The sequence below is a fragment of the Stenotrophomonas sp. TWI273 genome (assembly GCF_039674765.1).
In the GTDB taxonomy this organism is placed as follows: Bacteria; Pseudomonadota; Gammaproteobacteria; order Xanthomonadales; family Xanthomonadaceae; genus Stenotrophomonas.
This window is the reverse complement of the sequence record NZ_JBDJOA010000005.1, coordinates 217,824-239,222: the sequence shown is the minus strand read 5'-3', so window position 1 is coordinate 239,222 and position 21,399 is coordinate 217,824. Positions and strand designations below refer to the sequence as shown.

At 68.0% G+C, this 21,399-nt stretch carries 18 protein-coding genes; 10 read left to right on the top strand and 8 right to left on the bottom strand.

The genetic code is table 11. The annotated features are described in order from the left end of the window. Positions 1–16: 16 nt before the first annotated feature. The gene (locus tag ABE571_RS09295; protein ID WP_313210621.1) at positions 17–742 is read right to left on the bottom strand and encodes a hypothetical protein; all 726 of its coding nucleotides are present in this window, start codon (positions 740–742) and stop codon (positions 17–19) included. 126 nt (positions 743–868) lie between these two features. Between ABE571_RS09295 and ABE571_RS09290 the strand changes: the two genes are divergently transcribed. Both ABE571_RS09290 and ABE571_RS09285 read left to right on the top strand, forming a co-directional pair. Further along, entirely contained in the window at positions 869–2,845 is a 1,977-nt protein-coding gene (locus ABE571_RS09290; RefSeq protein WP_176990295.1) for a UvrD-helicase domain-containing protein, read from the top strand. 186 nt (positions 2,846–3,031) lie between these two features. Continuing rightward, the gene (locus ABE571_RS09285; RefSeq protein WP_313210627.1) at positions 3,032–3,562 is read left to right on the top strand and encodes a GNAT family N-acetyltransferase; all 531 of its coding nucleotides are present in this window, start codon (positions 3,032–3,034) and stop codon (positions 3,560–3,562) included. 67 nt (positions 3,563–3,629) lie between these two features. Here the strand turns inward: ABE571_RS09285 and ABE571_RS09280 are convergent, their stop codons facing one another. After that, positions 3,630–4,298, bottom strand: a complete 669-nt coding sequence (locus ABE571_RS09280) for a DUF480 domain-containing protein (protein ID WP_346462761.1) — start codon at positions 4,296–4,298, stop codon at positions 3,630–3,632. A gap of 111 nt (positions 4,299–4,409) precedes the next feature. On the opposite strand from ABE571_RS09280, the gene ABE571_RS09275 reads away from it, so the two are divergent. Together ABE571_RS09275 and pyrF are read left to right on the top strand one after the other, a co-directional pair. Further along, entirely contained in the window at positions 4,410–5,333 is a 924-nt protein-coding gene (locus ABE571_RS09275; protein ID WP_313210631.1) for a 5'-nucleotidase, lipoprotein e(P4) family, read from the top strand. Further along, on the top strand, positions 5,330–6,055 hold the full coding sequence (gene pyrF / locus ABE571_RS09270; RefSeq protein WP_313210633.1) for an orotidine-5'-phosphate decarboxylase: 726 nt from the start codon (positions 5,330–5,332) through the stop codon (positions 6,053–6,055). The genes ABE571_RS09275 and pyrF overlap by 4 nt, the downstream gene beginning before the upstream one ends. Before the next feature lie 25 nt (positions 6,056–6,080). Here pyrF and ABE571_RS09265 read toward each other — a convergent pair whose 3' ends face one another. Then, entirely contained in the window at positions 6,081–6,206 is a 126-nt protein-coding gene (locus ABE571_RS09265) for a hypothetical protein (RefSeq protein ID WP_313210635.1), read from the bottom strand. On the opposite strand from ABE571_RS09265, the gene ABE571_RS09260 reads away from it, so the two are divergent. Both ABE571_RS09260 and plsB read left to right on the top strand, forming a co-directional pair. Beyond that, on the top strand, positions 6,205–7,173 hold the full coding sequence (locus ABE571_RS09260; RefSeq protein WP_313210637.1) for a hypothetical protein: 969 nt from the start codon (positions 6,205–6,207) through the stop codon (positions 7,171–7,173). The two genes, ABE571_RS09265 and ABE571_RS09260, sit on opposite strands and share 2 nt — an antisense overlap. Continuing rightward, entirely contained in the window at positions 7,173–9,887 is a 2,715-nt protein-coding gene (gene plsB, locus ABE571_RS09255; protein ID WP_313210639.1) for a glycerol-3-phosphate 1-O-acyltransferase PlsB, read from the top strand. Before ABE571_RS09260 ends, plsB begins: the two co-directional genes overlap by 1 nt. A 324-nt stretch (positions 9,888–10,211) precedes the next feature. Here the strand turns inward: plsB and ABE571_RS09250 are convergent, their stop codons facing one another. Next, positions 10,212–10,415, bottom strand: coding sequence for a DUF465 domain-containing protein (locus ABE571_RS09250; RefSeq protein ID WP_346493597.1), 204 nt, complete (start codon positions 10,413–10,415; stop codon positions 10,212–10,214). 96 nt (positions 10,416–10,511) lie between these two features. On the opposite strand from ABE571_RS09250, the gene ttcA reads away from it, so the two are divergent. Genes ttcA through ABE571_RS09235 form a run of 3 tightly spaced genes read left to right on the top strand, consistent with a single transcriptional unit; the run spans position 10,512 to position 13,225 of the window. Then, the gene (gene ttcA, locus ABE571_RS09245; protein WP_313211177.1) at positions 10,512–11,423 is read left to right on the top strand and encodes a tRNA 2-thiocytidine(32) synthetase TtcA; all 912 of its coding nucleotides are present in this window, start codon (positions 10,512–10,514) and stop codon (positions 11,421–11,423) included. A 50-nt stretch (positions 11,424–11,473) separates the two neighbouring features. Next, positions 11,474–12,379 carry a recombination-associated protein RdgC gene (locus ABE571_RS09240; protein WP_313211178.1) on the top strand — a complete coding sequence of 302 codons (906 nt, stop codon included), beginning with the start codon at positions 11,474–11,476 and terminating at the stop codon, positions 12,377–12,379. Positions 12,380–12,436: 57 nt separating this feature from the next. Next, positions 12,437–13,225 (top strand): SprT family zinc-dependent metalloprotease, encoded by a 789-nt coding sequence (locus tag ABE571_RS09235; RefSeq protein ID WP_313211179.1) that lies wholly within the window; start codon positions 12,437–12,439, stop codon positions 13,223–13,225. Positions 13,226–13,365: 140 nt separating this feature from the next. Here the strand turns inward: ABE571_RS09235 and ABE571_RS09230 are convergent, their stop codons facing one another. Then, positions 13,366–14,238 (bottom strand): methylglyoxal synthase, encoded by an 873-nt coding sequence (locus ABE571_RS09230; RefSeq protein ID WP_346493596.1) that lies wholly within the window; start codon positions 14,236–14,238, stop codon positions 13,366–13,368. A gap of 173 nt (positions 14,239–14,411) precedes the next feature. Between ABE571_RS09230 and ABE571_RS09225 the strand changes: the two genes are divergently transcribed. Continuing rightward, positions 14,412–14,705, top strand: a complete 294-nt coding sequence (locus ABE571_RS09225) for a hypothetical protein (RefSeq protein ID WP_313219827.1) — start codon at positions 14,412–14,414, stop codon at positions 14,703–14,705. Between the two features lie 24 nt (positions 14,706–14,729). Here ABE571_RS09225 and ABE571_RS09220 read toward each other — a convergent pair whose 3' ends face one another. The 3 genes from ABE571_RS09220 to ABE571_RS09210 all read right to left on the bottom strand — a co-directional run bounded on the left by ABE571_RS09220 (position 14,730) and on the right by ABE571_RS09210 (position 21,326). After that, positions 14,730–16,175, bottom strand: a complete 1,446-nt coding sequence (locus tag ABE571_RS09220; RefSeq protein ID WP_313211182.1) for an FAD-dependent oxidoreductase — start codon at positions 16,173–16,175, stop codon at positions 14,730–14,732. A gap of 127 nt (positions 16,176–16,302) precedes the next feature. Next, positions 16,303–20,757 carry a glutamate synthase large subunit gene (gene gltB, locus ABE571_RS09215; protein WP_346493595.1) on the bottom strand — a complete coding sequence of 1,485 codons (4,455 nt, stop codon included), beginning with the start codon at positions 20,755–20,757 and terminating at the stop codon, positions 16,303–16,305. Positions 20,758–20,924: 167 nt separating this feature from the next. Continuing rightward, the gene (locus ABE571_RS09210; RefSeq protein ID WP_313211184.1) at positions 20,925–21,326 is read right to left on the bottom strand and encodes an I78 family peptidase inhibitor; all 402 of its coding nucleotides are present in this window, start codon (positions 21,324–21,326) and stop codon (positions 20,925–20,927) included. Between the last annotated feature and the right edge of the window lie 73 nt (positions 21,327–21,399).

Genomic DNA, 21,399 nt, shown 5'->3' with positions numbered 1-21,399 from the left:
ATGGTGCCGTGTTCATTCAGTCCTGGGAACCGGGTACGGCGGTGGGGATGCCGACCTCGACGCTGCCGGTGCCGATGGTACGCCCGGCGGCCTCCAGTTGCTGTGCCTGCCAGTGCCAGTACTGGTCAGGCTGCCAGTATTCGTCCCGATAGAACACGTCCGGTTCCACGTAACGCTTGCCACGATCATCGCGGACCAGCATGCGCATGCCTCCGACCCAGCCGGTGCGGCTGCCAGTGACCTCAAGCAGGCCACGACGCAGCTCACGCTCCTGTCGGGGCTGGGCGACCGTGTCTCCGAACTCCGCGTACAGGGCTTGGCCTTGCTGCACTGCGCGGGTCTGTTCGTCCGGGGTCAGCGCGGCCCAGTACCGCTCACGCAGCACCAGGAGGAATTCGGTCCCGCGCTCGGCCGCCAGGTCCATCCAGGCATAGGCCAGGGCCCGATCCTGATCGCCGCCCTGGCCGTTCCACCACATCTCGGCAAGCGCGGCCTGGGACAACTTGTCGGCATGGCGCGCGCCGAGCCGGTAAAAGCGCCGCGCCTCTTCGAGGCGGCCACGCGCCTGCGCCTCCTTGCCGAGTTTGCGGTAGCGCAGGTCAGGATGGCTGGCCAGAAAGGTGTGGGTGTCCTGCGCATCCTGCGCGCGCAGGTCCGGCTGACTCGACTGCCCCCACGCTGGCAGCGCGGCCAGGGCGGCGATCATGGTGCATACCCGGCTTGCCTTCCTGACGATTGCCATGCGTCGCGTCCTCTGCGTTGATCGGGACAATGGATACCCCAGCCCCGTGAAGGCGTCAATCCGGCTGGTGGCACGTCGATGCGGGCTGACCAAGGCCCGGTACAATGCCCCTCCCCTGGAGATGGCATGCACGGTCTCAATCCTCCCCAACACGCGGCAGTGATGCACTGCGAAGGTCCTCTGCTGGTGCTTGCGGGCGCGGGCAGCGGCAAGACGCGCGTGATCGTGGAGAAGATTGGCCAGCTGATCGCCAGCAAGCGCTACCCGGCGCGGCGGATCGCGGCGATCACCTTCACCAACAAATCGGCCAAGGAAATGCGCGAGCGCGTGGCCAAGCGCCTGCGCGGTGACGACGCCGATGAAGTGACGATCTGTACGTTCCACGCGCTGGGGCTGAAGTTCCTGCAGATTGAACATGCGGCCGTCGGGCTCAAGCGCGGCTTTTCGATCTTCGATGCCGACGATTCGACCGCGCAGGTCAAGGACCTGATGTACGGGGCCAAGCCGGACGACATCGAGGACGTGAAGAACCTGATCTCGCGCGCCAAGAACGCCGGCCTCTCACCCGAGCAGGCTATGGCCGCGGCGCGCAGCACGCGCGAGAAGGAAGCGGCCAGCGTCTACGAGCGCTACCAGCTGCGCCTGACTGCGTTCAACGCGGTCGATTTCGATGATCTGATCCGCCTGCCGGTGCAGGTGCTGGAAGAGAATCCGGAGATCGCCATCGCCTGGCGCGAACGCATCGGCTACCTGCTGGTCGACGAATGCCAGGACACCAACGATGCGCAGTACCGGCTGCTCAAGCAGCTGGCCGGCAGCAAGGGCAACTTCACCTGCGTGGGCGATGACGATCAGTCGATCTACGCCTGGCGCGGTGCGAACCCGGAAAACCTGCAGCAGATGGCGCGCGATTATCCTGCGCTGGAAATCATCAAGCTGGAGCAGAACTACCGCTGCTCCAACCGCGTGCTGCGCGCGGCCAACGCGCTGATCGCCAACAACCCGCACGAACACCTCAAGAAGCTGTGGAGCGACCAGGCCGACGGCGAGCGCATCCGTGTGTGGGAGTGCCGCAACAGCGAGCACGAAGCGGAAAAGGTCGCGGCGGAAATCTCCTTCCTGGCCACCTCCAAGAAGATTCCGTGGAGCGATTTCTGCATCCTGTTCCGCGGCAATTTCCAGTCGCGGCCGCTGGAAAAAGCGCTGCAGCTGGTGCGTGCGCCGTACCACATCACCGGCGGCACCGCGTTCCTGGAACGGCAGGAGGTCAAGGACACGCTGTCCTGGCTGCGTCTGCTGGTGAACCCGGATGACGATACGGCGTTCATGCGTGCGGTGCAGTCACCCAAGCGCGAAGTGGGTGCCGGCACGCTGGCCAAGCTGGCCGAGCTGGCCTCGGAAAAAGACCTGCCGATGGCGCATGCCGCCGAAGCGATCGGGGCGCTCTCGCAGCTGCCACCGCGCGCGGCCAACGGGCTGAGCCGCTTCACCGATATCCTGCGCGACCTGCGCGCGGAAATGCCCAAGCTCAGCTCCGGCGATCTGGTGCGCAAGCTGGTGAAGGATTCCGGGCTGGTCTCGGACCTGCGCAGTGCGTGCAAGGAAGAGTCGGTCTACCAGCGCCGCCTCGGCAACCTGGAAGAACTGGCGCAGTGGTTCGAAGGCGGCCCGCGGGGTGCCTCCACGGCGGATCTGGCCGCGCAGCTGGCCTTGCTCTCGCGCAACGACAAGGACGACGGCGGCAACCAGGTGCGGATGATGACCATGCACGCCTCCAAGGGCCTGGAATTCCCGTACGTGTTCATCATCGGCTGCGAGGACGGCGTACTGCCACACCAGGTCAGCCTGGACGAAGGCAACCTGCAGGAAGAGCGGCGTCTGTTGTACGTGGGTATCACCCGCGCCAAGGTGCAGCTGTGGATGAGTTACAGCAAGCTCACCCGCAAGTTCGGCGAGCACGTGCGGCTCAAGCCCAGCCGTTTCTTCGATGAGATACCCGCCGAGGAAATGCAGCGCGACGGTGCCGACCCCGTCGCCGATGCCGCGCGCAAGAAAGAGCGCGCCAGCGCGGGCCTGGCCGCGATCCAGGCCCTGTTCGACTGACCCACCGCACGGGTAGAGCCGACCGTTGGTCGGCTGCCCAAAGCGCGTCGGCTGCCGTATCCCGGCTCGAAGAGCAGCCGACCAACGGTCGGCTCTACCATGTTCCCGCAGCCGACCAACGGTCGGCTCTACCGTGTTCGGGGCGCGCATTGCACAATCGGTGTATCGCCTTCCACCGGTACCCGCATGTCCGCCGTGATCCAGACCGACCGCCTGCACCTGCGCCTGATCGACCCCGATCATGACGCGGCCGACATGCTGGCCCTGCTCAACGAGCCGGGCTTCATCCGCAACATCGCCGACCGCGGCGTACGCACCTTGGCGCAGGCGCGCGACTACACCGCCGAGCGCGTGCTCGGCAGCTACACCCTCAATGGCTTTGGCATGTACGCCGTGATCCGCCGCGAGGACGGCGCATGGCTGGGCAACGCCGGTCTGGTCCGCCGCGCCGGGCTGCCGGCACCGGATATCGGTTATGCACTGCTGTCGCAGTACGAAGGCCACGGCTACGCATTCGAAGCCGCGCGCGGGGTGATGCACTACGCACGCGATGTGCTCGGTCATGCCGATCTGTACGGCATCGTCTCGCCGGACAACGTGCGCTCCGCCGCGCTGCTGCGCAAGCTGGGCATGGAGGACCGGGGGGACCTGCTGCTGCCGCCGCCAAACGAAGACGTGGTGCTGTTGTTCGCCACCCCGGGCGCGCCGGCCCCCTGACACCGTCGACGGGCACGGCGCGGCGCTCGATCCTCGGCCGGTAGAGCCGACCGTTGGTCGGCTGCTCTCAGCCCCCCAACTGTGCGCGCAGCTCCGCCAGCTGTTCCTGCAGCTCGGCCACGGTGGCTTCCAACTGCTGCACGCGGGACTCCAGCGCCGGATTGGCACCGCTGCCGCCGCCGCCGGACGGCGCCGACCGGTACTGCTCGGCCAAGGCCTGCACGTCCACCGGGCCGGCCATCAGGTGCATGTAGCGGTCTTCGCGCTGGCCGCTGGCGCGCGGCAGCTGGATCGCCATGCCGCGCTGGATCATGCGCTCCAGGTGGTGGCGCAGTTCGTCCACGTCCTGGAAGCGGACCAGCCGCTCGCTGCGGGTCAGCAGTTCATTGAGGGTCTGCGGGCCGCGCAGCAGCAACAGGCCCAGGATGGCCAGTTGCTGGCGGGTCAGGTCCAGCGCGGCACCGGCGCGGTGCTCGTAGCGCTCGGCGCGCGAGGAGTACTGCTGGCGCGCCAGGCCCAGGGTCTCCAGCTGGCGCAGCGCGTGGTGCACATCGCCGGCCGACAGGGCCATGACCGGCTCGCGGGCGGTCTTCTGGTTGGCCGCCACCTGGGCGGCGTTGACCGTCAGCGGGTAGGCGTCCGGGGTGGTCGCCTCCTTCTCGATCAGGCAGCCCAACGCGCGGGCCTGGGCCGCGCTGAGCACGGGCAGGGCAGGGGTCTGGGTGTCGTCGGTCATGGGGCGCTCCGGGGTGTTTCAGGGGCGTGCAGCATAGCCGAGCCCCGCCTGTGGCATGAATGCCGCGGGACAAGCCGGTAAACTGGCGCGAATCTGTTGCCGGTGAATGCCATGCGTCGTAGTGCTGTTTCCCTGTCCGTGCTTGCCTGTGCCGTGCTGGCACTGAGTGCCTGCAAGCGCACTGAAACCCCGGCCGATGCCGCCCCGCCGGCGGCCGCTGCCGCGGCGAGCGCGCCGGTCGCCACCGGCGATGCCGCCGTGGCTGCCAATGACAACCTCAACGCGGTGCTGTGGATGCAGCGTTCGCAGGAGTACCGGGCAATCACCGAGCAGACCTACCGTTCGGCGGCCGATCACCTGGACAAGGCACTCAAGGAGCCCAACTGGGACGCGCTGGTGCCTGAAGAACGCGGCAATGCCGCCAAGGGCCTGAAGCCTGCCGTGGTGCTGGATGTGGATGAAACCGTGCTGGACAACTCGCCCTACCAGGCCCGCCTGGTGCGCGATGGCAAGGAATACGACGAGCTGAGCTGGGACCAGTGGGTGGCTGAAAAGAAGGCCAAGGCGATTCCGGGCGTGGTCGATTTCGCCAAGGCCGCCAATGCCAAGGGCGTGACCCTGCTGTACATCTCCAACCGCGCCGTCCACCTCAAGGAGGCCACCCTGGCCAACCTGCGCGAGCAGGGCCTGCCGGTGGCCGATGACAGCGTGTTCCTCGGCCTGGGCACCGTGGTGGACGGCTGCGAGCAGGCCGGCAGCGAAAAGAACTGCCGCCGCCGCCTGGCCGGCCAGAAATACCGCGTGCTGATGCAGTTCGGTGACCAGCTGGGCGACTTCGTGGAAGTCACCGCCAACACCAACGACGGTCGCGACGCGCTGCTGCAGCAGTATCACGACTGGTTCGGCGAGCGCTGGTGGATGCTGCCCAACCCGACCTACGGCGGCTTCGAGCCGGCCCAGTTCAACAACGATTACAGCCAGTCGCGCCAGGCCCGCCACGACGCCAAGCGCGCCGCGCTGGATTACGCACCGTGAGCCGCGCGCCGCTGCCGCTGCGGGACGAGGAGCGCCTGATCTTCGCGCTCGACGTGCCCGGCCGCGACGATGCGCTGGCCTGGGTCGATCGTCTCGGCGATGCCGTGTCGTTCTACAAGATCGGCATGGAACTGCTGGCCTCCGGCGAGTACTTCGAGGTGCTCGATGCACTGGCCGCACGCGACAAGCGGGTGTTCGTCGATCTCAAGTTCTTCGACATCCCGGCCACCGCCGCGGCGGTGATCAAGCGCCTGTCGCAGTGGCCGGTGAGCTACGCCACCATCCATGGCTGGCACCCGGCGATGATGGAGGCCTGCGCGGCCGCCAACGGCAGCGACATGCGCCTGCTGGCGGTGACCGTGCTGACCTCGATGGGCCGCAGCGACCTGGCCCAGATGGGCATCGACCGCGAGCCGGTCGAGGTGGTGGTGGAACGCGCGCTGGCCGCCCAGGCCGCCGGCATCGACGGGGTGATCGCCTCCGGCCAGGAGGCCGGGCCGATCCGCGCCGCCACCGGCGCCGGGTTCTCGATCGTCTGCCCGGGCATCCGCCCCGGGGGTCCGGTCGGCGATGACCAGAAGCGCACCGTCGGCGTGGCCCAGGCCTTTGCCGACGGCGCCGATGCGATCGTGGTCGGCCGCCCGATCCGGCTCGCCAGCGACCCGCAGGCCGCCGCGCGCGCCCTCCAGGCCGAGATCGCCCAGGCGCTCGCCGCGCGCTGAGGCGGTGACGGGGCCGGACGCTCCGTCACACGCGGTTTTTCTGTACATTCAAGGGCTTGCGCACCGAGCGCAGGGTCGGCAGGTCTGCCGGCTTGCCGCTGTCACCGAACAGGCCGCAAGATGCGGACCGGTCCGGGGAGTCCGAATTCATGTCCATGTCGTTGAAGCCGTGGCAGTACCGAGGGCAGGCGTTGGCGCTCGCCCTGTGCGGGTTGGTGCTGCTCAGTGCCTGCAGGGACAAGCAGATCGATCCGGATGCACCGGCGTCCGAGCCGGTCGCGGCCCTGCAGCAACTGGCGCAGCGGGTCGCCGACAACGATCTGGTCGGCTACGCGAAGGCAGCGGTGCCGCCCACCCAGTACGCCCGCCTGCAGGGCGCCTGGCGCCAGGGGCACAGCCGTTGGCCGCTGACCGAGCTGCCACTGGATGGGCAGTTGTTGCCGATGCTGGCCGCGCTGTCGCGGCCGGATGCGCCGCAGCGGCTGCAACGCTCGTTCGATACCCAGATCGCCGGTCAGGCCACGCAGGTCCGCCAGGCGGCCCATTCGATGGGATTGTTCGGCGAGCAGTACCTGAGCAACCAGAGCGAGTACAGCGACAGCGAGCGCGCCCATTACACCCAGGTGGTGAAGGCGCTCAGCCGCTGGGCCGCCGCGGCGCCACTGACCGACAAGCAGCGGGCAAAGACGACCATCACCCTGCTCACCGCTACCGCGCGCACTGCGGGGCTGTCCACGGATGCCGAACTGCAGGCCGCGGGCATGGAAGAGAGCCTGCGTCGCCTCGGCCCCTTCATCAAGGCCTTCAAGACCGCGCTGGCCAGTTACGGGCTGTCGCTGGACGCGGCGTTGACCGAGCTGCGTGGCGAGCTGACGTCCGAGCTGGGCGACGATGCCGTGGTGCGCATCCAGTACACGTTGGCCGGCGAGCAGATCGACGCCCAGGTGCGGATGACACGGCGCGACGGGCACTGGTATGTGACCCGCACGCTGGAAGACACCGATGCGCTGCTGCAGGCCGCCGACGCCGCGCAAGCTGAACATGATGCCCGCCAGGCCGCTGAAGCAGAGGCGGCTGCGACGGTCAAGGACGGTGCTTCTGCACCGGCTAAGCCATAATGAAGCCGATGCCGAACCAGAATCCCCTGCCTTTCCCCGGCGAAGAGCCGCCCAAGACGCCGGACGCTACGTCCTCGTCGCCCGATACCGTGCCGTCCGACGGTGCTGCCGCCCCGGTTCCACCGGCCGCTGGCGCGCCCGTGGAGGCCGTTGCCGTCGAGGCGGAGCCGTCCACTGTTGCGCCGTCCGCGATCGTGCCCGGCACCCGCCCCCCCAGCGGTCGCCCGCCGTGGTGGGCGCGCCTGCTCGGCCGTCTGGTCGAGCCGTGGCTGTCGCTGAAGATCGAACCGGAGCACCCCGGCCAGTACAACGACGGCCGCCCGGTGGTCTACGTGCTGGAGGACTACGGTCTGTCCAACGCGCTGATCCTGGACAAGGCCTGCCGCGAAGCCGGCCTGCCCTCGCCGCTGGTGCCGATCGCCGGTGACCCGACCGGGCGCAAGCGCGCCTACCTGGCCCTGTCGCGCCGGAGCAGCAGCAACTCGCTGATCCCCGAGCAGCGTGGCGCCAAGACCCACTCGGACTCGTTGGCCAAGGTCCTGCAGGCGCACCGCGCCCGCGGCGAGCTGGACGTGCACCTGGTGCCGGTGTCGATCTTCGTCGGCCGCGCGCCGGACAAGCAAAGCGGCTGGTTCGCGGTGCTGTTCTCGGAAAACTGGGCCCTGGTGGGTCGTTTCCGTCGCCTGCTGGCGGTGCTGCTCAACGGCCGCAGCACGATCGTGCGCTTTGCCCCGCCGATCTCGCTGCGCACCACGGTCGATGAGGGGCTGGACCCCGAGCGCACCGTGCGCAAGCTGCAGCGCGTGCTGCGCACCCATTTCCGCCGCATCCGCGAATCGGTGATCGGGCCGGATCTGTCGACCCGCCGCCTGCTGGTGGACAAGGTGCTCGACGCGGACACCGTGCGCGAAGCGATCGCCTCACAGGCCAAGCGCGACAACTCCAAGCCGGCCGATGCCTGGAAAAAAGCCCACGCCTACGCGTGGGAAATTGCCGCGGACTACTCCAGTCCCGTGGTGCGCTCGGCCAGCTTCATGCTCAGCCATGTCTGGAACCGCATCTATGCCGGCGTGCTGGTCCACCACCTGGACAAGTTCAAGGCGGCCGCGCCCGGGCACGAAGTGGTCTATGTGCCCAGCCACCGCAGCCACATGGATTACCTGCTGCTGTCCTACCTGCTGTACGACCGCGGCATCGTGCCGCCGCACATCGTGGCCGGCATCAATCTCAACCTGCCGGTGGTCGGCACGCTGCTGCGCAAGGGCGGTGCGTTCTTCATCCGCCGCTCGATCCGTGGCAACGCGCTGTACTCGGCGGTGCTCAGCGAATACGTGGCGCAGCTGGTCGCCGGCGGGTACTCGATCGAGTACTTCGTCGAAGGCGGCCGCTCGCGCACCGGGCGCCTGCTGCAGCCCAAGGGCGGCATGATCTCGATGACGCTGCGCGCCTTCCTGCGCCAGCCGCGCAAGCCGGTGCTGTTCCAGCCGGTCTACATCGGCTATGAAAAGCTGATGGAAGGCGGCAGCTACCTGGACGAACTGTCCGGGCGGCCGAAGGAAAAGGAATCGATCTGGTCGCTGCTGTGGTCGATCCCGAAGGTGCTCAAGCAGAACTACGGCCAGGTCGTGGTGAACTTCGGTGAGCCGATCGCGCTCAACGACGTGCTCGCCCAGCGTGCGCCGGACTGGAACGGCCAACCGGTCGGCGAGGACGAGAAGCCCTCGTGGTTGTCCGGCACGGTGGATCACCTGGCCGAACGTATCCAGGTGCATATCAACGGCGCGGCCGACGTCAATCCGATCAACCTGCTCGCGCTGGCGCTGCTGTCCACGCCCAAGCATGCGATGGGCGAGGCGGACCTGATCGCGCAGATCGAACTGTGCAAGACCCTGCTGGTCGAGATGCCGTACTCGGACCGGGTGACGGTGACCCCGCACTCGCCGGAGCGGATCATCGCCCACGCCGAGGAGATCAACGTCCTCACCCGCATCAAGCACCCGCTGGGCGACGTGCTCAGCGTGAGCGGCGACACCGCGGTGCTGCTGAGCTACTTCCGCAACAACGTCATCCACCTGTTCACGGCCTCGTCGTGGGTGGCCTGCTGCTTCCAGAACAACCGCCGCATGAGCCGTACCGGGCTGGTCCAGCTGGGCCGCACGGTGTATCCGTTCCTGCAGGCCGAGCTGTTCCTGCCGTGGACCGAAGACGAGTTCGCCCAGCGCATCGAGCAGACCATCAACGTGTTCGTGCGCGAAGGGCTGCTGCAGAACATCAACGATGACGACGGCGGCATCCTGGCGCGCAACACCGGGCAGACCGACGAAGTCTTCCGCCTGCGCGCGATCGGCCATTCGCTGCAGCAGGCGTTCGAGCGCTATTACATCGCGATCTCGGTGCTGGTGAAGAATGGCCCCGGCACGTTGGGCGCGGCCGAGCTGGAAAGCCTGTGCCAGCAGGCTGCACAGCGTCTGAGCCTGCTCTATGCGCCGGCCGCGCCGGAGTTCTTCGACCGCACCCTGTTCCGCGGTTTCATCCAGAAGCTGCGCGAACTACGCCTGGTGTGGCCCGATGAAAACAGCAAGCTGCTGTTCGATGCGCGCCTGGACGCGTGGGCAAAGGATGCGAAATTCATCCTCGGCCGCGAACTGCGCCATACCATCGAGCGTGTCAGCCCGGAAGCGGCCAAGCCGGAAGAGCCGGTCAGCACGGATTGACGGAAGCGGATGCGCCGAGGCGCATCCGGACGTATCCGCACGCATCCGCACGCATCCGGACGCATCCGGACGTATCCGAATCTAATTGCGTTCGCCAGCAATTCGTAGGTACCGACCGTTGGTCGGTACCCGCGCGCAAGCGCGGCACAAGCGTCCGCAGACCAGGCAACACGGCGTGCACCGATTGACCGACGTTGACCACCGTCCGAAGCCACATGACAGGGGTTCATGTCGCCGGGACGAACGGCAGCCGACCAACGGTCGGCTCTACCCCCGGAACATGGGCGGTGATCGGGACGAACGGCAGCCGACCAACGGTCGGCTCTACGCGGGTTCGTCCGGAATCAGCATGTCTTCCAGCTTGGCGATGCAGTCCTTCAACTGCAGCTTGCGCCGCTTCAGGCGCTTGGCGTCCAGCTCATCGTCGCCGTTGGCGGCCATGCGCAGGATCTGATCATCCAGCGCACGATGCTCCTGCCGAAGGACGGCAAGGCGGGCAGTGATATCGGCGGGTGTCATGGTGTTCACAAGCTCCGAGCATACACATCCCGGATGACCGCCGGGAGTGAACGCAGTCACTTCCTGGCCCCTGTGAGGGCGCGTTGCAGCCGGTAGAATGCGTGCATGAGCGCTGCTGTCATCCGCCTGCCCGATCCCGTCCCGCGCGCCCGCGATCCGCGTGCGCCCGGCGGTGTGCAGGACCGGCTGGCGCGGCAGCTGCGGCGCCAGGTCGGCCAGGCCATCGCCGACTTCGGCATGATCGAGGCGGGCGACAAAGTGATGGTGTGCCTGTCCGGTGGCAAGGACAGCTACACCCTGCTCGACATCCTGTTGCAGCTGCAGAAGAAAGCGCCCGTACCGTTCGAGCTGGTCGCGGTGAACCTGGACCAGAAGCAGCCGGGCTTTCCCGAGCAGGTGCTGCCGACGTACCTGGCCTCGATCGGTGTGCCGTTCCAGATCATCGAGCAGGACACCTATTCGGTGGTCAGCCGGGTGATCCCGGAAGGCCGCACGATGTGTTCGCTGTGCTCGCGTCTGCGCCGTGGCGCGCTGTACCGGCATGCGGCCGAACACGGCTACACCAAGATCGCGCTGGGCCACCACCGCGATGACAGCGTGGCCACGTTCTTCCTCAATCTGTTCCACCACGCCAAGCTCTCGGCGATGCCGCCCAAGCTGCGCAGCGACGACGGCCAGCACATCGTGATCCGCCCGCTGGCCTACGTGGGCGAGGCAGACATCAGCGCCTACGCGCAGGCGCGTGCGTTCCCGATCATTCCCTGCACGCTGTGTGGCAGCCAGGACACCCTGCAGCGCCGCCAGGTGGAACAGATGCTGCAGCAGTGGGAGCGCGAGCAGCCCGGGCGCATCGACCAGATCGCACGCGCGCTGGGTAACATCCATCCCTCGCAGCTGGCCGATCCGGCCCTGTTTGATTTCATGGCACTGGGGCGCGCCGCGGCGGCCCCGCTGCCCGATCCGCCGGCCTGGGCCGGCACTGCCCACGACCTCGGCGACGCCTCCGGCCCGGCCTGAGCCACGCCGGTGCGCCCGCCCTCCCTTTCACGCTCTTACTCTGGACGTCCATGTTCTTTCGCAACCTGACGCTGTTCCGCTTCCCGACCGCCACCGATTTCTCCGAGGTAGACACCCTGCTGCCGCAGGTGCTGCTCAAGCCGGTCGGTCCGCTTGAAATGAATTCGCGCGGCTTCATCTCGCCGTTCGGCCGTGAAGAAAAGGCCGTGTTCTCGCACCGCGTCGGCGATGCGCTGTGGCTGACCGTCGGCGGTGAGGACAAGATCCTGCCGGGCGCGGTGGTCAACGACCTGCTCGCGCGCAAGCTCGAGGAAATCGAAGAGAAGGAAGGCCGCAAGCCCGGCGGCCGCGAGCGCAAGCGCATGAAGGACGATCTGCTGCACGAGCTGATGCCGCGTGCCTTCGTGAAGAGCTCGCGTACCGACGCGCTGATCGACCTGACCCACGGGTACGTCGCCGTGGACTGCTCGAGCAGCAAGAAGGGCGAGAACATGATGTCCGACATCCGCGGCCTGCTCGGCAGCTTCCCGGCGATGCCGCTGAACGCCGAAGTGGCGCCGCGCTCGATCCTCACCGGCTGGATCGCCGGCGAAACCCTGCCGACCGGGCTGAGCCTGGGCGAAGAGTGCGAGATGAAGGACCCGGCCGAGGGCGGTGCGGTGGTCAAGTGCCAGCACCAGGAACTGCGCTGCGACGAGATCGACAAGCACCTGGACGCCGGCAAGCAGGTGACCAAGCTGGCCCTGGTCTTCGAGGACAACCTGTCCTTCGTGCTGGGCGACGACCTGATCGTGCGCAAGCTGAAGTTCCTGGATGGCGCGCTGGACCAGCTCGAGCACGCCGACGATGACGGCCGCCGCGCCGAACTGGATGCCCGTTTCGCCCTGCAGAGCGGCGAAGTGCGCCGCCTGTTCCTGCTGCTGGAAGAGGCGTTCAAGCTGAGCAAGGCGGACTGATCGGTTCCGATCAGTCCCCAGTCATGCGCCGGTCACGGCCGGCGCTATGCTGTACCCATGTCCGGATTCCTCCGCCGCCTGATTTCGCCGGCTGTCAGCACGCTGCAGCGCGATACGGTACGGCTGCGCCTGGAGGATGCCGAGATCGATGTCCTGCGTGTGCGCGATCCGCGTGCGCGCCGGATCAAGCTCAGCGTCGATGAGCGCGGCGTACGCCTGACCCTGCCACCGCGCGCCAGCCTGGTGATGGGCGAGCGTTTTCTCGACCAGCATCGCGGCTGGTTGTCCGAACAACTGCGCAGCTACCAGGCCACCAACCTGCCGCCACCGCTGGTGATCGGCGAGGCGGGGGTGCTGCCGCTGCGCGGTGAGCTGCTGCCGCTGCGCTGGGAAACCGGCCGCTACGCGCACATGCGCGTGGACGAACAGGGCGCCTGCCTGCACTGGCCCACGCGCGGGACCGATGCCACGCTGCGCCGCACCCTGCGCGAGTTCTACGAAGCACAGACCCGTGCCGATGTCGGTCAGTGGCTGCCGCGTTACCTGCCCGGCCTGCCGCGTGCACCGGCGCGGCTGCGGCTGAAGGTGATGTCCTCGCAATGGGGCTCGCTGGCCCCGGACGGCAGCATGGCGCTGGATCTGGCCCTGGTGTTGGGGCGGCCTTCGGCGTTCGAGTACGTGCTGGTGCACGAGCTCTGCCACCTGATCCAGGCCAATCACTCGCCGGCGTTCTGGGCGGAGGTGGAGAAGCGCTTCCCGGCGTGGCGGCAGGAGCGCGATTATTTTCAGGCCGAAGGACGGCGATTGAAGGCCATGCTGCGGCAGCTGCTGACCCCCACCCCGTAGAGCCGACCGTTGGTCGGCTGCGCATGACATCCAACCCCGCGATCCTGGCGCACCGACCAACGGTCGGTACCTACCGGTGTGTGGCGCATCGGCCGACCATCGATTCGTCGGGGTCTGGCGTACCGACCAACGGTCGGTACCTACCGGGTGGCGCGGGCGGTGGCGGCCTGCGCCCAGCGCGCCGCCACCCGTGGCGCGGTGATGCACACGGCCTGGTCGGTCACGGTGGTGACCGCGCGCTCCAGCAGCTGGATGTCGGCTTCGTGCTGGCGGGCCACGTGCGGGTCTTCGAAGAAGATCGCGCGCTGGCAGTGGCCTTCCAGCACGCGGTCGGCAATCTGCGCATCGCCGCCCATCGGGCCGCTCTGGTAGCGCGTCACCCATTCCTCGCCCTGCGGCCAGCCGCGGCTCCAGGCCAGTTCGTTGAGGCGCTGGCCGGTGGTGCCGGTGCCGACCCGGCGGCGGAAGCGCGACAGCACCGCGAAGTGCTCATCGGCGAAGGCCAGCATCGCCGGCTTCATCGCGTCATGCGCGATCAGGGCCAGCGTGTGCTGTTCGAAGGCGTGCAGGTCATCGGCGCCCGGGTCCGGCGCCAGGCCAGCATGCAGGCGCTCCACCTCGACCCAGTCGCGCGCGGTGGCGACGGTGGAGATGAAGGGCTTGCCGTGGATCACGCACTGGCGCTTGAGCGCGGTCGCTTCGGGAAAGACCGAGGACGGATCGACCGGGTCCATCAGGTAGATCGCGCCGTCCAGCGTGCGGTCCGGCGTGCCCATCCCGACCACCTCGGCGACCAGCTTCATCAGGCCGCCCTCGCGGCCGTTGGGGTAGCGGCGCAGCGGGGCGAAGTCCTGCAGGAAGCCCAGCCGCTGGATCGCATCGAAGGTGCGCCCGACCGCATGCAGCTCGACGCCCAGTTCGCGCAGGCCGGTATCGCTGGCACGCAGCCAGCGGAACAGCGCGGCGTGCTTGTCGTGGTGATGCAGGCGGTTCGCGGCCAAGCCGATGCGCATGAGGGCAGTCCAGAGGAAGACCGCGCCAGTGTAATCCGCTCAGGTTGCGGGGAAGCAAGCATCGAACAGTGATGGAGATCACGCGTCTTCACGCAGTTTCGTAGTTGTTGCATGGTCTCGGGAGGGGCCGTATCCGACAGTGGTGGTCGTCCGTCAATCAGGAAACCCCTGCCATGACCCTCCCCCGTTCCCCCATCGTCTCCTCATCATCGCCCGCCTCGGAGACGGGCCGCCGCATCCGTGCGCTGGCCACGGTGCTGCGCGAGGCGCCCCGGGCCGATGCCGAGGTGCTGCTGGCCGGGCTGGCGCGCATGCTCGATGCGCACATGGGCCGCGGCCACGATGATGTGGTCAGCAACCGCCGCATCCGCGACCAGCTGGACAACATCGAGCTGCTGATGGCACTGGAGATCGAGCGCGCCGGCGTGCGTCACACGCCGGTACCTGCGGTCCCGCGCGCCGCTTGAGAGGCGCGCTTCGGTAGGGCGCCGTTACGCCGAAAGCAGCTGCACGATGCTGCCGGCCGCATCGCGGCCCTCGGCCACGGCCGTCACCACCAGATCCGCACCGCGCACCGCATCGCCACCGGCGAACAGGCGCGGGTGGGCGGTCTGGAACGGCAGGCGGCCGCTGCCACCGGCCACGATGCGGCCGTTGTGGCCGGCTTCCACGCCCTGTTCGGTCAGCCAGGCCGGCGCAGTCGGCGAGAAGCCGAAGGCGATGATCACCACGTCCGCTTCCAGCAGCGATTCACTGCCTTCGATCGGTACTGCGTTGCGGCGGCCCTGGGCATCCGGTTCGTCCAGATGCGTTTCCACCACCATCACCCCGATCACTTCATCGTCCGCACCGGCTTCGATCGAGAGCGGCTGGCGGTTGAACAGGAAGCGCACGCCTTCCTCGCGGGCGTTGGCCACTTCGCGCGCCGAGCCGGGCATGTTGGCCTCGTCGCGGCGGTAGGCACAGGTCACCTTGGCCGCACCCAGGCGGATCGCGCTGCGCACGCAGTCCATGCCGGTATCGCCACCGCCCAGCACCACCACGCGCTTGCCCTCCAGGTCGGGCAGGGCGATCTGGTCTTCCCAGCCGGCAATCGGCCGGCCGTGGGCATCGCTGCCACTGACGATGCGGCTGTTCTGCACCAGGAACGGCAGCGCCGGCAGCACGCCCTTGAGGTCCTGGCCGAGCAGGCCACCATCGGTATAGCGGTACGCGCCGGTGCCGACGAACACCGCGTCGTACTCGGCCAGCAGCGCATCGATGCTCACATCGCGGCCAATCTCCACGCCGAGGCGGAACTGCACGCCCATGCCCTCCAGCACGTTGCGGCGGCGGCTGATCACCGATTTGTCGAGCTTGAAACTGGGGATGCCGAACTGCAGCAGCCCGCCGATCTGTTCGTAGCGGTCATACACCACGGCCTGGATGCCGGCATGCGCCAGCTTGTCGGCGCACGCCAGCCCGGCCGGGCCGGCGCCGATCACCGCCACGCGCTTGCCGGTGGCTTCCACCGCGCTCATGTCCGGGCGCCAGCCGGTGGCCAGCGCCGTATCGACGATGTACTTCTCCACGGCGCCGATGGTGACCGCGCCGAATTCCTCCAGCGTGCAGCTGCCTTCGCACAGGCGGTCCTGTGGGCACACCCGGCCGCACACTTCCGGCAGCGGGTTGGTGGAATGGCAGAGCGTGGCCGCTTCGTGGATGCGGTTTTCCTGTACCAGCTGCAGCCACTGCGGGATGGCGTTGTGCACCGGGCACTTCCAGCTGCAGTACGGGTTGCCGCAGTCCAGGCAGCGGCCGGCCTGGAACTGCGCGTCTTCCTTGCCGAACTTGCCGTACAGCTCGCCCCAGTCGCCGGAGGTGCGCAGTTCGACCGGGATGCGCTGCGGCATCGTCCGGGGCAGATCGAGGAACTGGAAAGCTTGCTTGCGGCTCATCGGTGGGCCCTGCGGTGGTGAGTTGCCGGCCAACGGCCGGCACTACGATTTGAGGTTGCCGGCCAGCGGCCGGCACTACAGCGGTGGGATGTACAGCGCCGGCGTGGGGCTGGCGCCGTGACCCCGGTCAGGCAGCGCGGCGCAGGGATTCGGTCAGCGATTCGATGCTGGCCGCCTTCGGTTTGACCAGCCAGAACTTGCCGACGTAATCGCGGAATTCATCGAGGATCTGCTGCGCCCAGATGCTGCCGGTCAGCTCGCGGTGGCGGCTGATCAGCGTATGCAGGTGCTGGCGGTGGTTCTCGAAGCCTTCGGCGGAGATGCGGTGGATGTCGATCAGCTCGTGGTTGTAGCGGTCCACGAAATCGCGGTCGATATCCAGCACGTAGGCCAGGCCGCCGGTGAAGCCGGCGCCGAAGTTCAGGCCCACCTTGCCCAGCACCAGCACGATGCCGTCGGTCATGTATTCGCAGCAGTGGTCACCGGCGCCTTCGATCACCGCCAGCGCGCCGGAGTTGCGCACGCCGAAGCGCTCGCCGGCACGTCCGGCCGCGAACAGCTCGCCGCCGGTGGCGCCATACAGGCAGGTGTTGCCGATGATCGCGGTGTTGCGTGCTTCGAAGCGCGCGCCACGCGGCGGGCGCACGACCAGTCGGCCGCCGGCCATGCCCTTGCCAACGTAATCGTTGGCTTCGCCTTCCACCTCCAGCTGCAGGCCACCCACGTTGAACGCACCGAAACTCTGCCCGGCGGTACCGCGGAAACGCAGCGTCAGCGGCGCATCACTCATGCCCTGGTTGCCGTGCGTGCGCGCGATCTCACCGGACAGGCGGGTGCCGATCGAGCGGTCGGTGTTGTGGATCAGGAAGCGGTGTTCACCGCCGAGCTTGCCGGCAATGGCCGGGGCCAGCAGGCCGTCCATCTGCGTGGCCAGGCTGTCCGGCGATTCGTACAGGCGCTGCGCGGCGCAGTGGCTGCCGGCGTACTCGGCCGGGTTGAGCAGGCGCGACAGATCCACCTTGACGCCCGGGCGCGGCGAGACCTCCAGCTGCTGCAGCAGGTCGGTGCGGCCGACGATCTCGTCCAGCGAGCGCACGCCCAGGTAGGACAGCCAGCCCCGCACTTCCTCGGCCAGCAGGCGGAAGAAGTTCTCCACGCGCTCGGGCAGGCCGGTGAAGTACTGCGCGCGCAGGCGCTCGTCCTGGGTGGCCACGCCGGTGGCGCAGTTGTTGAGGTGGCAGATGCGCAGGTACTTGCAGCCCAGCACGATCATCGGCGCGGTACCGAAGCCGAAGCTGTCCGCGCCCAGCAGCGCGGCCTTGATCACGTCCAGGCCGGTCTTCAGGCCACCGTCGGTCTGCAGCAGGGTGCGCCCACGCAGGTCGTTGGCCACCAGCGCCTGGTGCGACTCGGCCACGCCCAGTTCCCACGGCACGCCGGCATAGCGGATCGAGCTGACCGGGCTGGCACCGGTACCGCCGTCATGGCCGGACACGGTGATCAGGTCGGCGCCGGCCTTCACCACGCCGGCGGCGATGGTACCGACGCCGGCATGGCTGACCAGCTTCACCGACACCAGCGCGGTCGGATTGACCTGCTTGAGGTCGTAGATCAGCTGGGCCAGGTCTTCGATGGAGTAGATGTCGTGGTGCGGCGGCGGCGAGATCAGGCCGATGCCCGGCTTGGCATAGCGCAGCCGCGCGATCAGTTCGTTGACCTTGTGGCCGGGCAGCTGGCCGCCTTCGCCGGGCTTGGCGCCCTGGGCGACCTTGATCTGCAGCACCTCGGCGTTGACCAGGTACTCGGCGGTGACGCCGAAGCGGCCCGAGGCCACCTGCTTGATCTTGCTGCGCTTCTCGGTGCCGTAGCGCACCGGGTCTTCGCCGCCTTCGCCGGAGTTGCTGCGGCCGCCGAGCCGGTTCATGGCAATGGCCAGCGCTTCGTGCGCCTCGGGCGACAACGCACCCAGGCTGATGGCGGCGGTGTCGAAGCGGCGGAACAGGTCTTCGGCCGGGGCCACCTCGTCCAGCGGCGTGGGCGTGGGCGCGGCCTTGAGCTGCAGCAGGTCGCGCAGCGCCGACACCGGGCGGCCGTGCACGGCCTCGCAGTAGCGCTGCCAGTCCGCGGCATCACCACTGCGCGCGGCACGCTGCAGGGTCATGACCACGTCCGGGTTGTACATGTGGTATTCGCCGCCGTGCACGTACTTCAGCACGCCGCCCACATCCGGGCGCAGCAGGTCGTTCCAGGCACGCACGGTGAGTTCGCGGGCTTCGTCGTCCAGGCGCGCAAAGCCCACGCCGGCCACGCGCGAGGCGGTGTCCGGGAAGCACAGGTCGACCACCTCGTCATCGAGGCCGACGATCTCGAACAGCTGCGCGCCGCGGTAACTGGCCACGGTGCAGATGCCCATCTTGGAGATGATCTTGGACAGGCCCTTGTAGATGCCCTTGCGGTAGCGGCGGCCGATCTGCGACTGCTCGCCGCCCTTGCTCAACTGCAGGATGCCGCGCCGGCCGAGGTCGAACAGGGTCTGGTAGGCCAGGTACGGGTACACCGCGGTGGCACCGAAGCCGAGCAGACAGGCCATGTGGTGCGCGTCGCGCGCGGTGCCGGTTTCCAGGATCAGGTTGACGTCGCAGCGCAGCCCGGCGTTGGACAGGTGATGGTGCACCGCGCTGGTGGCCAGCAACGCATGCACCATCGGCCGGTCGGCGACCGGGTAGCGGTCGCTCAGCAGCAGCATCACGATGCCCTCGCGGGCGGCCGCCTCGGCCTCGGCGCAGATGCGCTCGATGCCCGCCTTCAGGCCTTCGTCCAGGCTGTAGGACAGATCGATCAGCCGGTTCTTGTCGGCGTACTGCTCCATCTTGATCAGCTGGCGCAGCTTGCGCTGGCTGAGCACCGGCGAATTGAGGATGACGTGGTTCACCGTCTCCGCACCGGCATGGAAGATGTTGGTCTCCTTGCCGAGCTGGGTGGACAGCGACATGACGCAGTCTTCGCGCAGCGGATCGATCGGCGGGTTGGTGACCTGCGCGAACGCCTGGCGGAAGTAGTCGTAGAGCGGGCGACTGTGCTGGCTGAGCACGGCCATGGGCGTGTCATCGCCCATCGAGCCGGTGGCTTCCTGCTCGGTTTCGGCCAGCGGGCGCAGGATCTGCTCGACCTCTTCGGTGCTCAGCTGGAACAGCTTGTGATAGCTGCGCAGGGTGCGCTCGTCGAACGGCTCTTCCACCAGTGATGGATCGATCAGCTCGGTCTGCAGATAGGTCACGCCCTGCTGCAGCCACTGCTTGTACGGTGCGCGGCCGCGGTTGATGCGGTCGATGGCGTCCGAGTCGAGCAGGTCACCGCGCTTGAGGTCGATGGCCATCATCTCGCCCGGCCCCAGCTTGCCCTTGCGCACCACGCGCTCGGCCGGCACTTCCCACACACCGGCTTCGGAGGCGACCAGGAAGTGGCGGTCGGAGGTGAGCATCCAGCGCGCCGGGCGCAGGCCGTTGCGGTCCAGCGTGCAGGCGGCATAGCGCCCATCGCAGGCCACGATGCCGGCCGGGCCGTCCCACGGTTCGCTGTTGAGCCCGTAGAACTCGTAGAACGCGGCCAGGTCGGGGTCCTTGAACTCCAGCGACTGGGTCGCCGGCGGCACCAGGATGCGCAGCGCCTGGATCAGGTCCATGCCGGCGCTGACCATCAGCTCCAGCATGTTGTCCAGGCTCTGCGAATCCGAGCCATGCATGGAGATCACCGGGTCGAACTCGCCGATGTCGAAGCGCGGGGTCTTCCACACCTTGCTGCGCGCCTGCGCCCAGCGGCGGTTGCCCTCGATGGTGTTGATCTCGCCGTTGTGGGCGAGCATCCGGAACGGATGCGCCAGCGGCCAGCGCGGCAGCGTGTTGGTGGAGAAGCGCTGATGGAACACGATGGCGCTGGAGGCCAGATCGTTGCGCTGCAGATCCACGTAGAAGCGGCTCAGCTTGTCCGGCAGCACCATGCCCTTGTAGCTGATCGCATTCGGGCTGAGCGTGGTGACGTAGTAATCGGCGTGCTCGCGCAGCTGCTGTTCGCTGCGGCGGCGGGCCAGGAACAGGGCCAGGGTGAAGGCGGCCTCGTCCTGCGTGGCACCGGCATCGACGAACACCTGCTCGATATGCGGCAGCGTGTCACGGGCGAGCTGGCCACAGACGCTGGGGTCGGTGGGCACCACGCGCCAGCCGACCGGCTGGCAGCCGGCGGCGCGCAGCTGCTGTTCCAGCGTGTCGCGGCAGGCCTGTGCGTCGGTGGGGTCGTGCGGCAGGAACACCACGCCGGCGGCGAACCGCGCGGCAAGGGTGAGGCCGGCCTCGGCGGCGAGCGCTTTGAGGAACACGTCGGGACGGCGCAGCAACAGGCCGCAGCCGTCACCGGTGACACCGTCGGCGGCGACGCCGCCGCGGTGGGTCATGCGCGAGAGTGCGGCGATAGCCGTGTCGACCAGCAGTCGGGACGGCTGGTCGTCGAGTTGGGCGACCATGCCGAAACCACAGGCATCTCGCTCATCTTGCGGGTCGTAAAGCCCTTGGCGGTTGCGGGGGGCCATCTCTGCCTCAATGTCGGGTGAGCGGCGACACTCGTCCCCGCTCAATCCGTTGAGCGCATCTGGAGGCACCGGATGACTCGACTAGAGCATAGTTGCTGCAACGCCGCAATACACGGTTGCAGGCGCAACCAAACCCCTGTGTTTCAGGGGTTTTCTCCGTCGCCTGTTCAGCCGCAGCGGACGCCAGCCACCACGTTCTTGGCATCCACTTCCACGTTCAGACGCTCGCCGATGAACTCCATCGTGGTCATGTCGTTCGGCTTGAGCACGCGCACGCTGGTGGCGCCGGCATCCTGCTGGGCCTGGCTGCCGAGCTCGGCGGTATAGGGCTGGCCGACCAGGCTCTGCACCTGGGTGGCATCGCAGCTGCCGACCGGCGGCGCTTCGGTCGCCTTGCCGGCTTCGTCGGTCGGCGCGGCGGCGGCTTCGGCCGCCTTCTGCGCATGGGTGGCGACGGCCTCCTGCTCGTCCATCGGCGGGGCGCTGCACGCACCGAGGACCAGCAGGGCGGGGAACAGGGCAATCAGCCCGAAAGAACGCCGCACGCGGCGGAACGACAGGGACGACATCGGTACTCCAGAAAGCGAGCCAGTAAACACTGGAGGATATCGCCAAGCGCGGCGTGAGGTGTTTGTGTTGCGT

What these genes read in the sequence shown, in the direction of transcription:
- ABE571_RS09295 (WP_313210621.1), bottom strand. Translation starts at nt 742, where the DNA reads ATGGCAATCGTCAGGAAGGCAAGCCGGGTATGCACCATGATCGCCGCC.
- ABE571_RS09290 (WP_176990295.1), top strand. Translation starts at nt 869, where the DNA reads ATGCACGGTCTCAATCCTCCCCAACACGCGGCAGTGATGCACTGCGAA.
- ABE571_RS09285 (WP_313210627.1), top strand. Translation starts at nt 3,032, where the DNA reads ATGTCCGCCGTGATCCAGACCGACCGCCTGCACCTGCGCCTGATCGAC.
- ABE571_RS09280 (WP_346462761.1), bottom strand. Translation starts at nt 4,298, where the DNA reads ATGACCGACGACACCCAGACCCCTGCCCTGCCCGTGCTCAGCGCGGCC.
- ABE571_RS09275 (WP_313210631.1), top strand. Translation starts at nt 4,410, where the DNA reads ATGCGTCGTAGTGCTGTTTCCCTGTCCGTGCTTGCCTGTGCCGTGCTG.
- ABE571_RS09260 (WP_313210637.1), top strand. Translation starts at nt 6,205, where the DNA reads ATGTCCATGTCGTTGAAGCCGTGGCAGTACCGAGGGCAGGCGTTGGCG.
- ABE571_RS09265 (WP_313210635.1), bottom strand. Translation starts at nt 6,206, where the DNA reads ATGAATTCGGACTCCCCGGACCGGTCCGCATCTTGCGGCCTGTTCGGT.
- plsB (WP_313210639.1), top strand. Translation starts at nt 7,173, where the DNA reads ATGAAGCCGATGCCGAACCAGAATCCCCTGCCTTTCCCCGGCGAAGAG.
- ttcA (WP_313211177.1), top strand. Translation starts at nt 10,512, where the DNA reads ATGAGCGCTGCTGTCATCCGCCTGCCCGATCCCGTCCCGCGCGCCCGC.
- ABE571_RS09240 (WP_313211178.1), top strand. Translation starts at nt 11,474, where the DNA reads ATGTTCTTTCGCAACCTGACGCTGTTCCGCTTCCCGACCGCCACCGAT.
- ABE571_RS09235 (WP_313211179.1), top strand. Translation starts at nt 12,437, where the DNA reads ATGTCCGGATTCCTCCGCCGCCTGATTTCGCCGGCTGTCAGCACGCTG.
- ABE571_RS09230 (WP_346493596.1), bottom strand. Translation starts at nt 14,238, where the DNA reads ATGCGCATCGGCTTGGCCGCGAACCGCCTGCATCACCACGACAAGCAC.
- ABE571_RS09225 (WP_313219827.1), top strand. Translation starts at nt 14,412, where the DNA reads ATGACCCTCCCCCGTTCCCCCATCGTCTCCTCATCATCGCCCGCCTCG.
- ABE571_RS09220 (WP_313211182.1), bottom strand. Translation starts at nt 16,175, where the DNA reads ATGAGCCGCAAGCAAGCTTTCCAGTTCCTCGATCTGCCCCGGACGATG.
- gltB (WP_346493595.1), bottom strand. Translation starts at nt 20,757, where the DNA reads ATGGCCCCCCGCAACCGCCAAGGGCTTTACGACCCGCAAGATGAGCGA.
- ABE571_RS09210 (WP_313211184.1), bottom strand. Translation starts at nt 21,326, where the DNA reads ATGTCGTCCCTGTCGTTCCGCCGCGTGCGGCGTTCTTTCGGGCTGATT.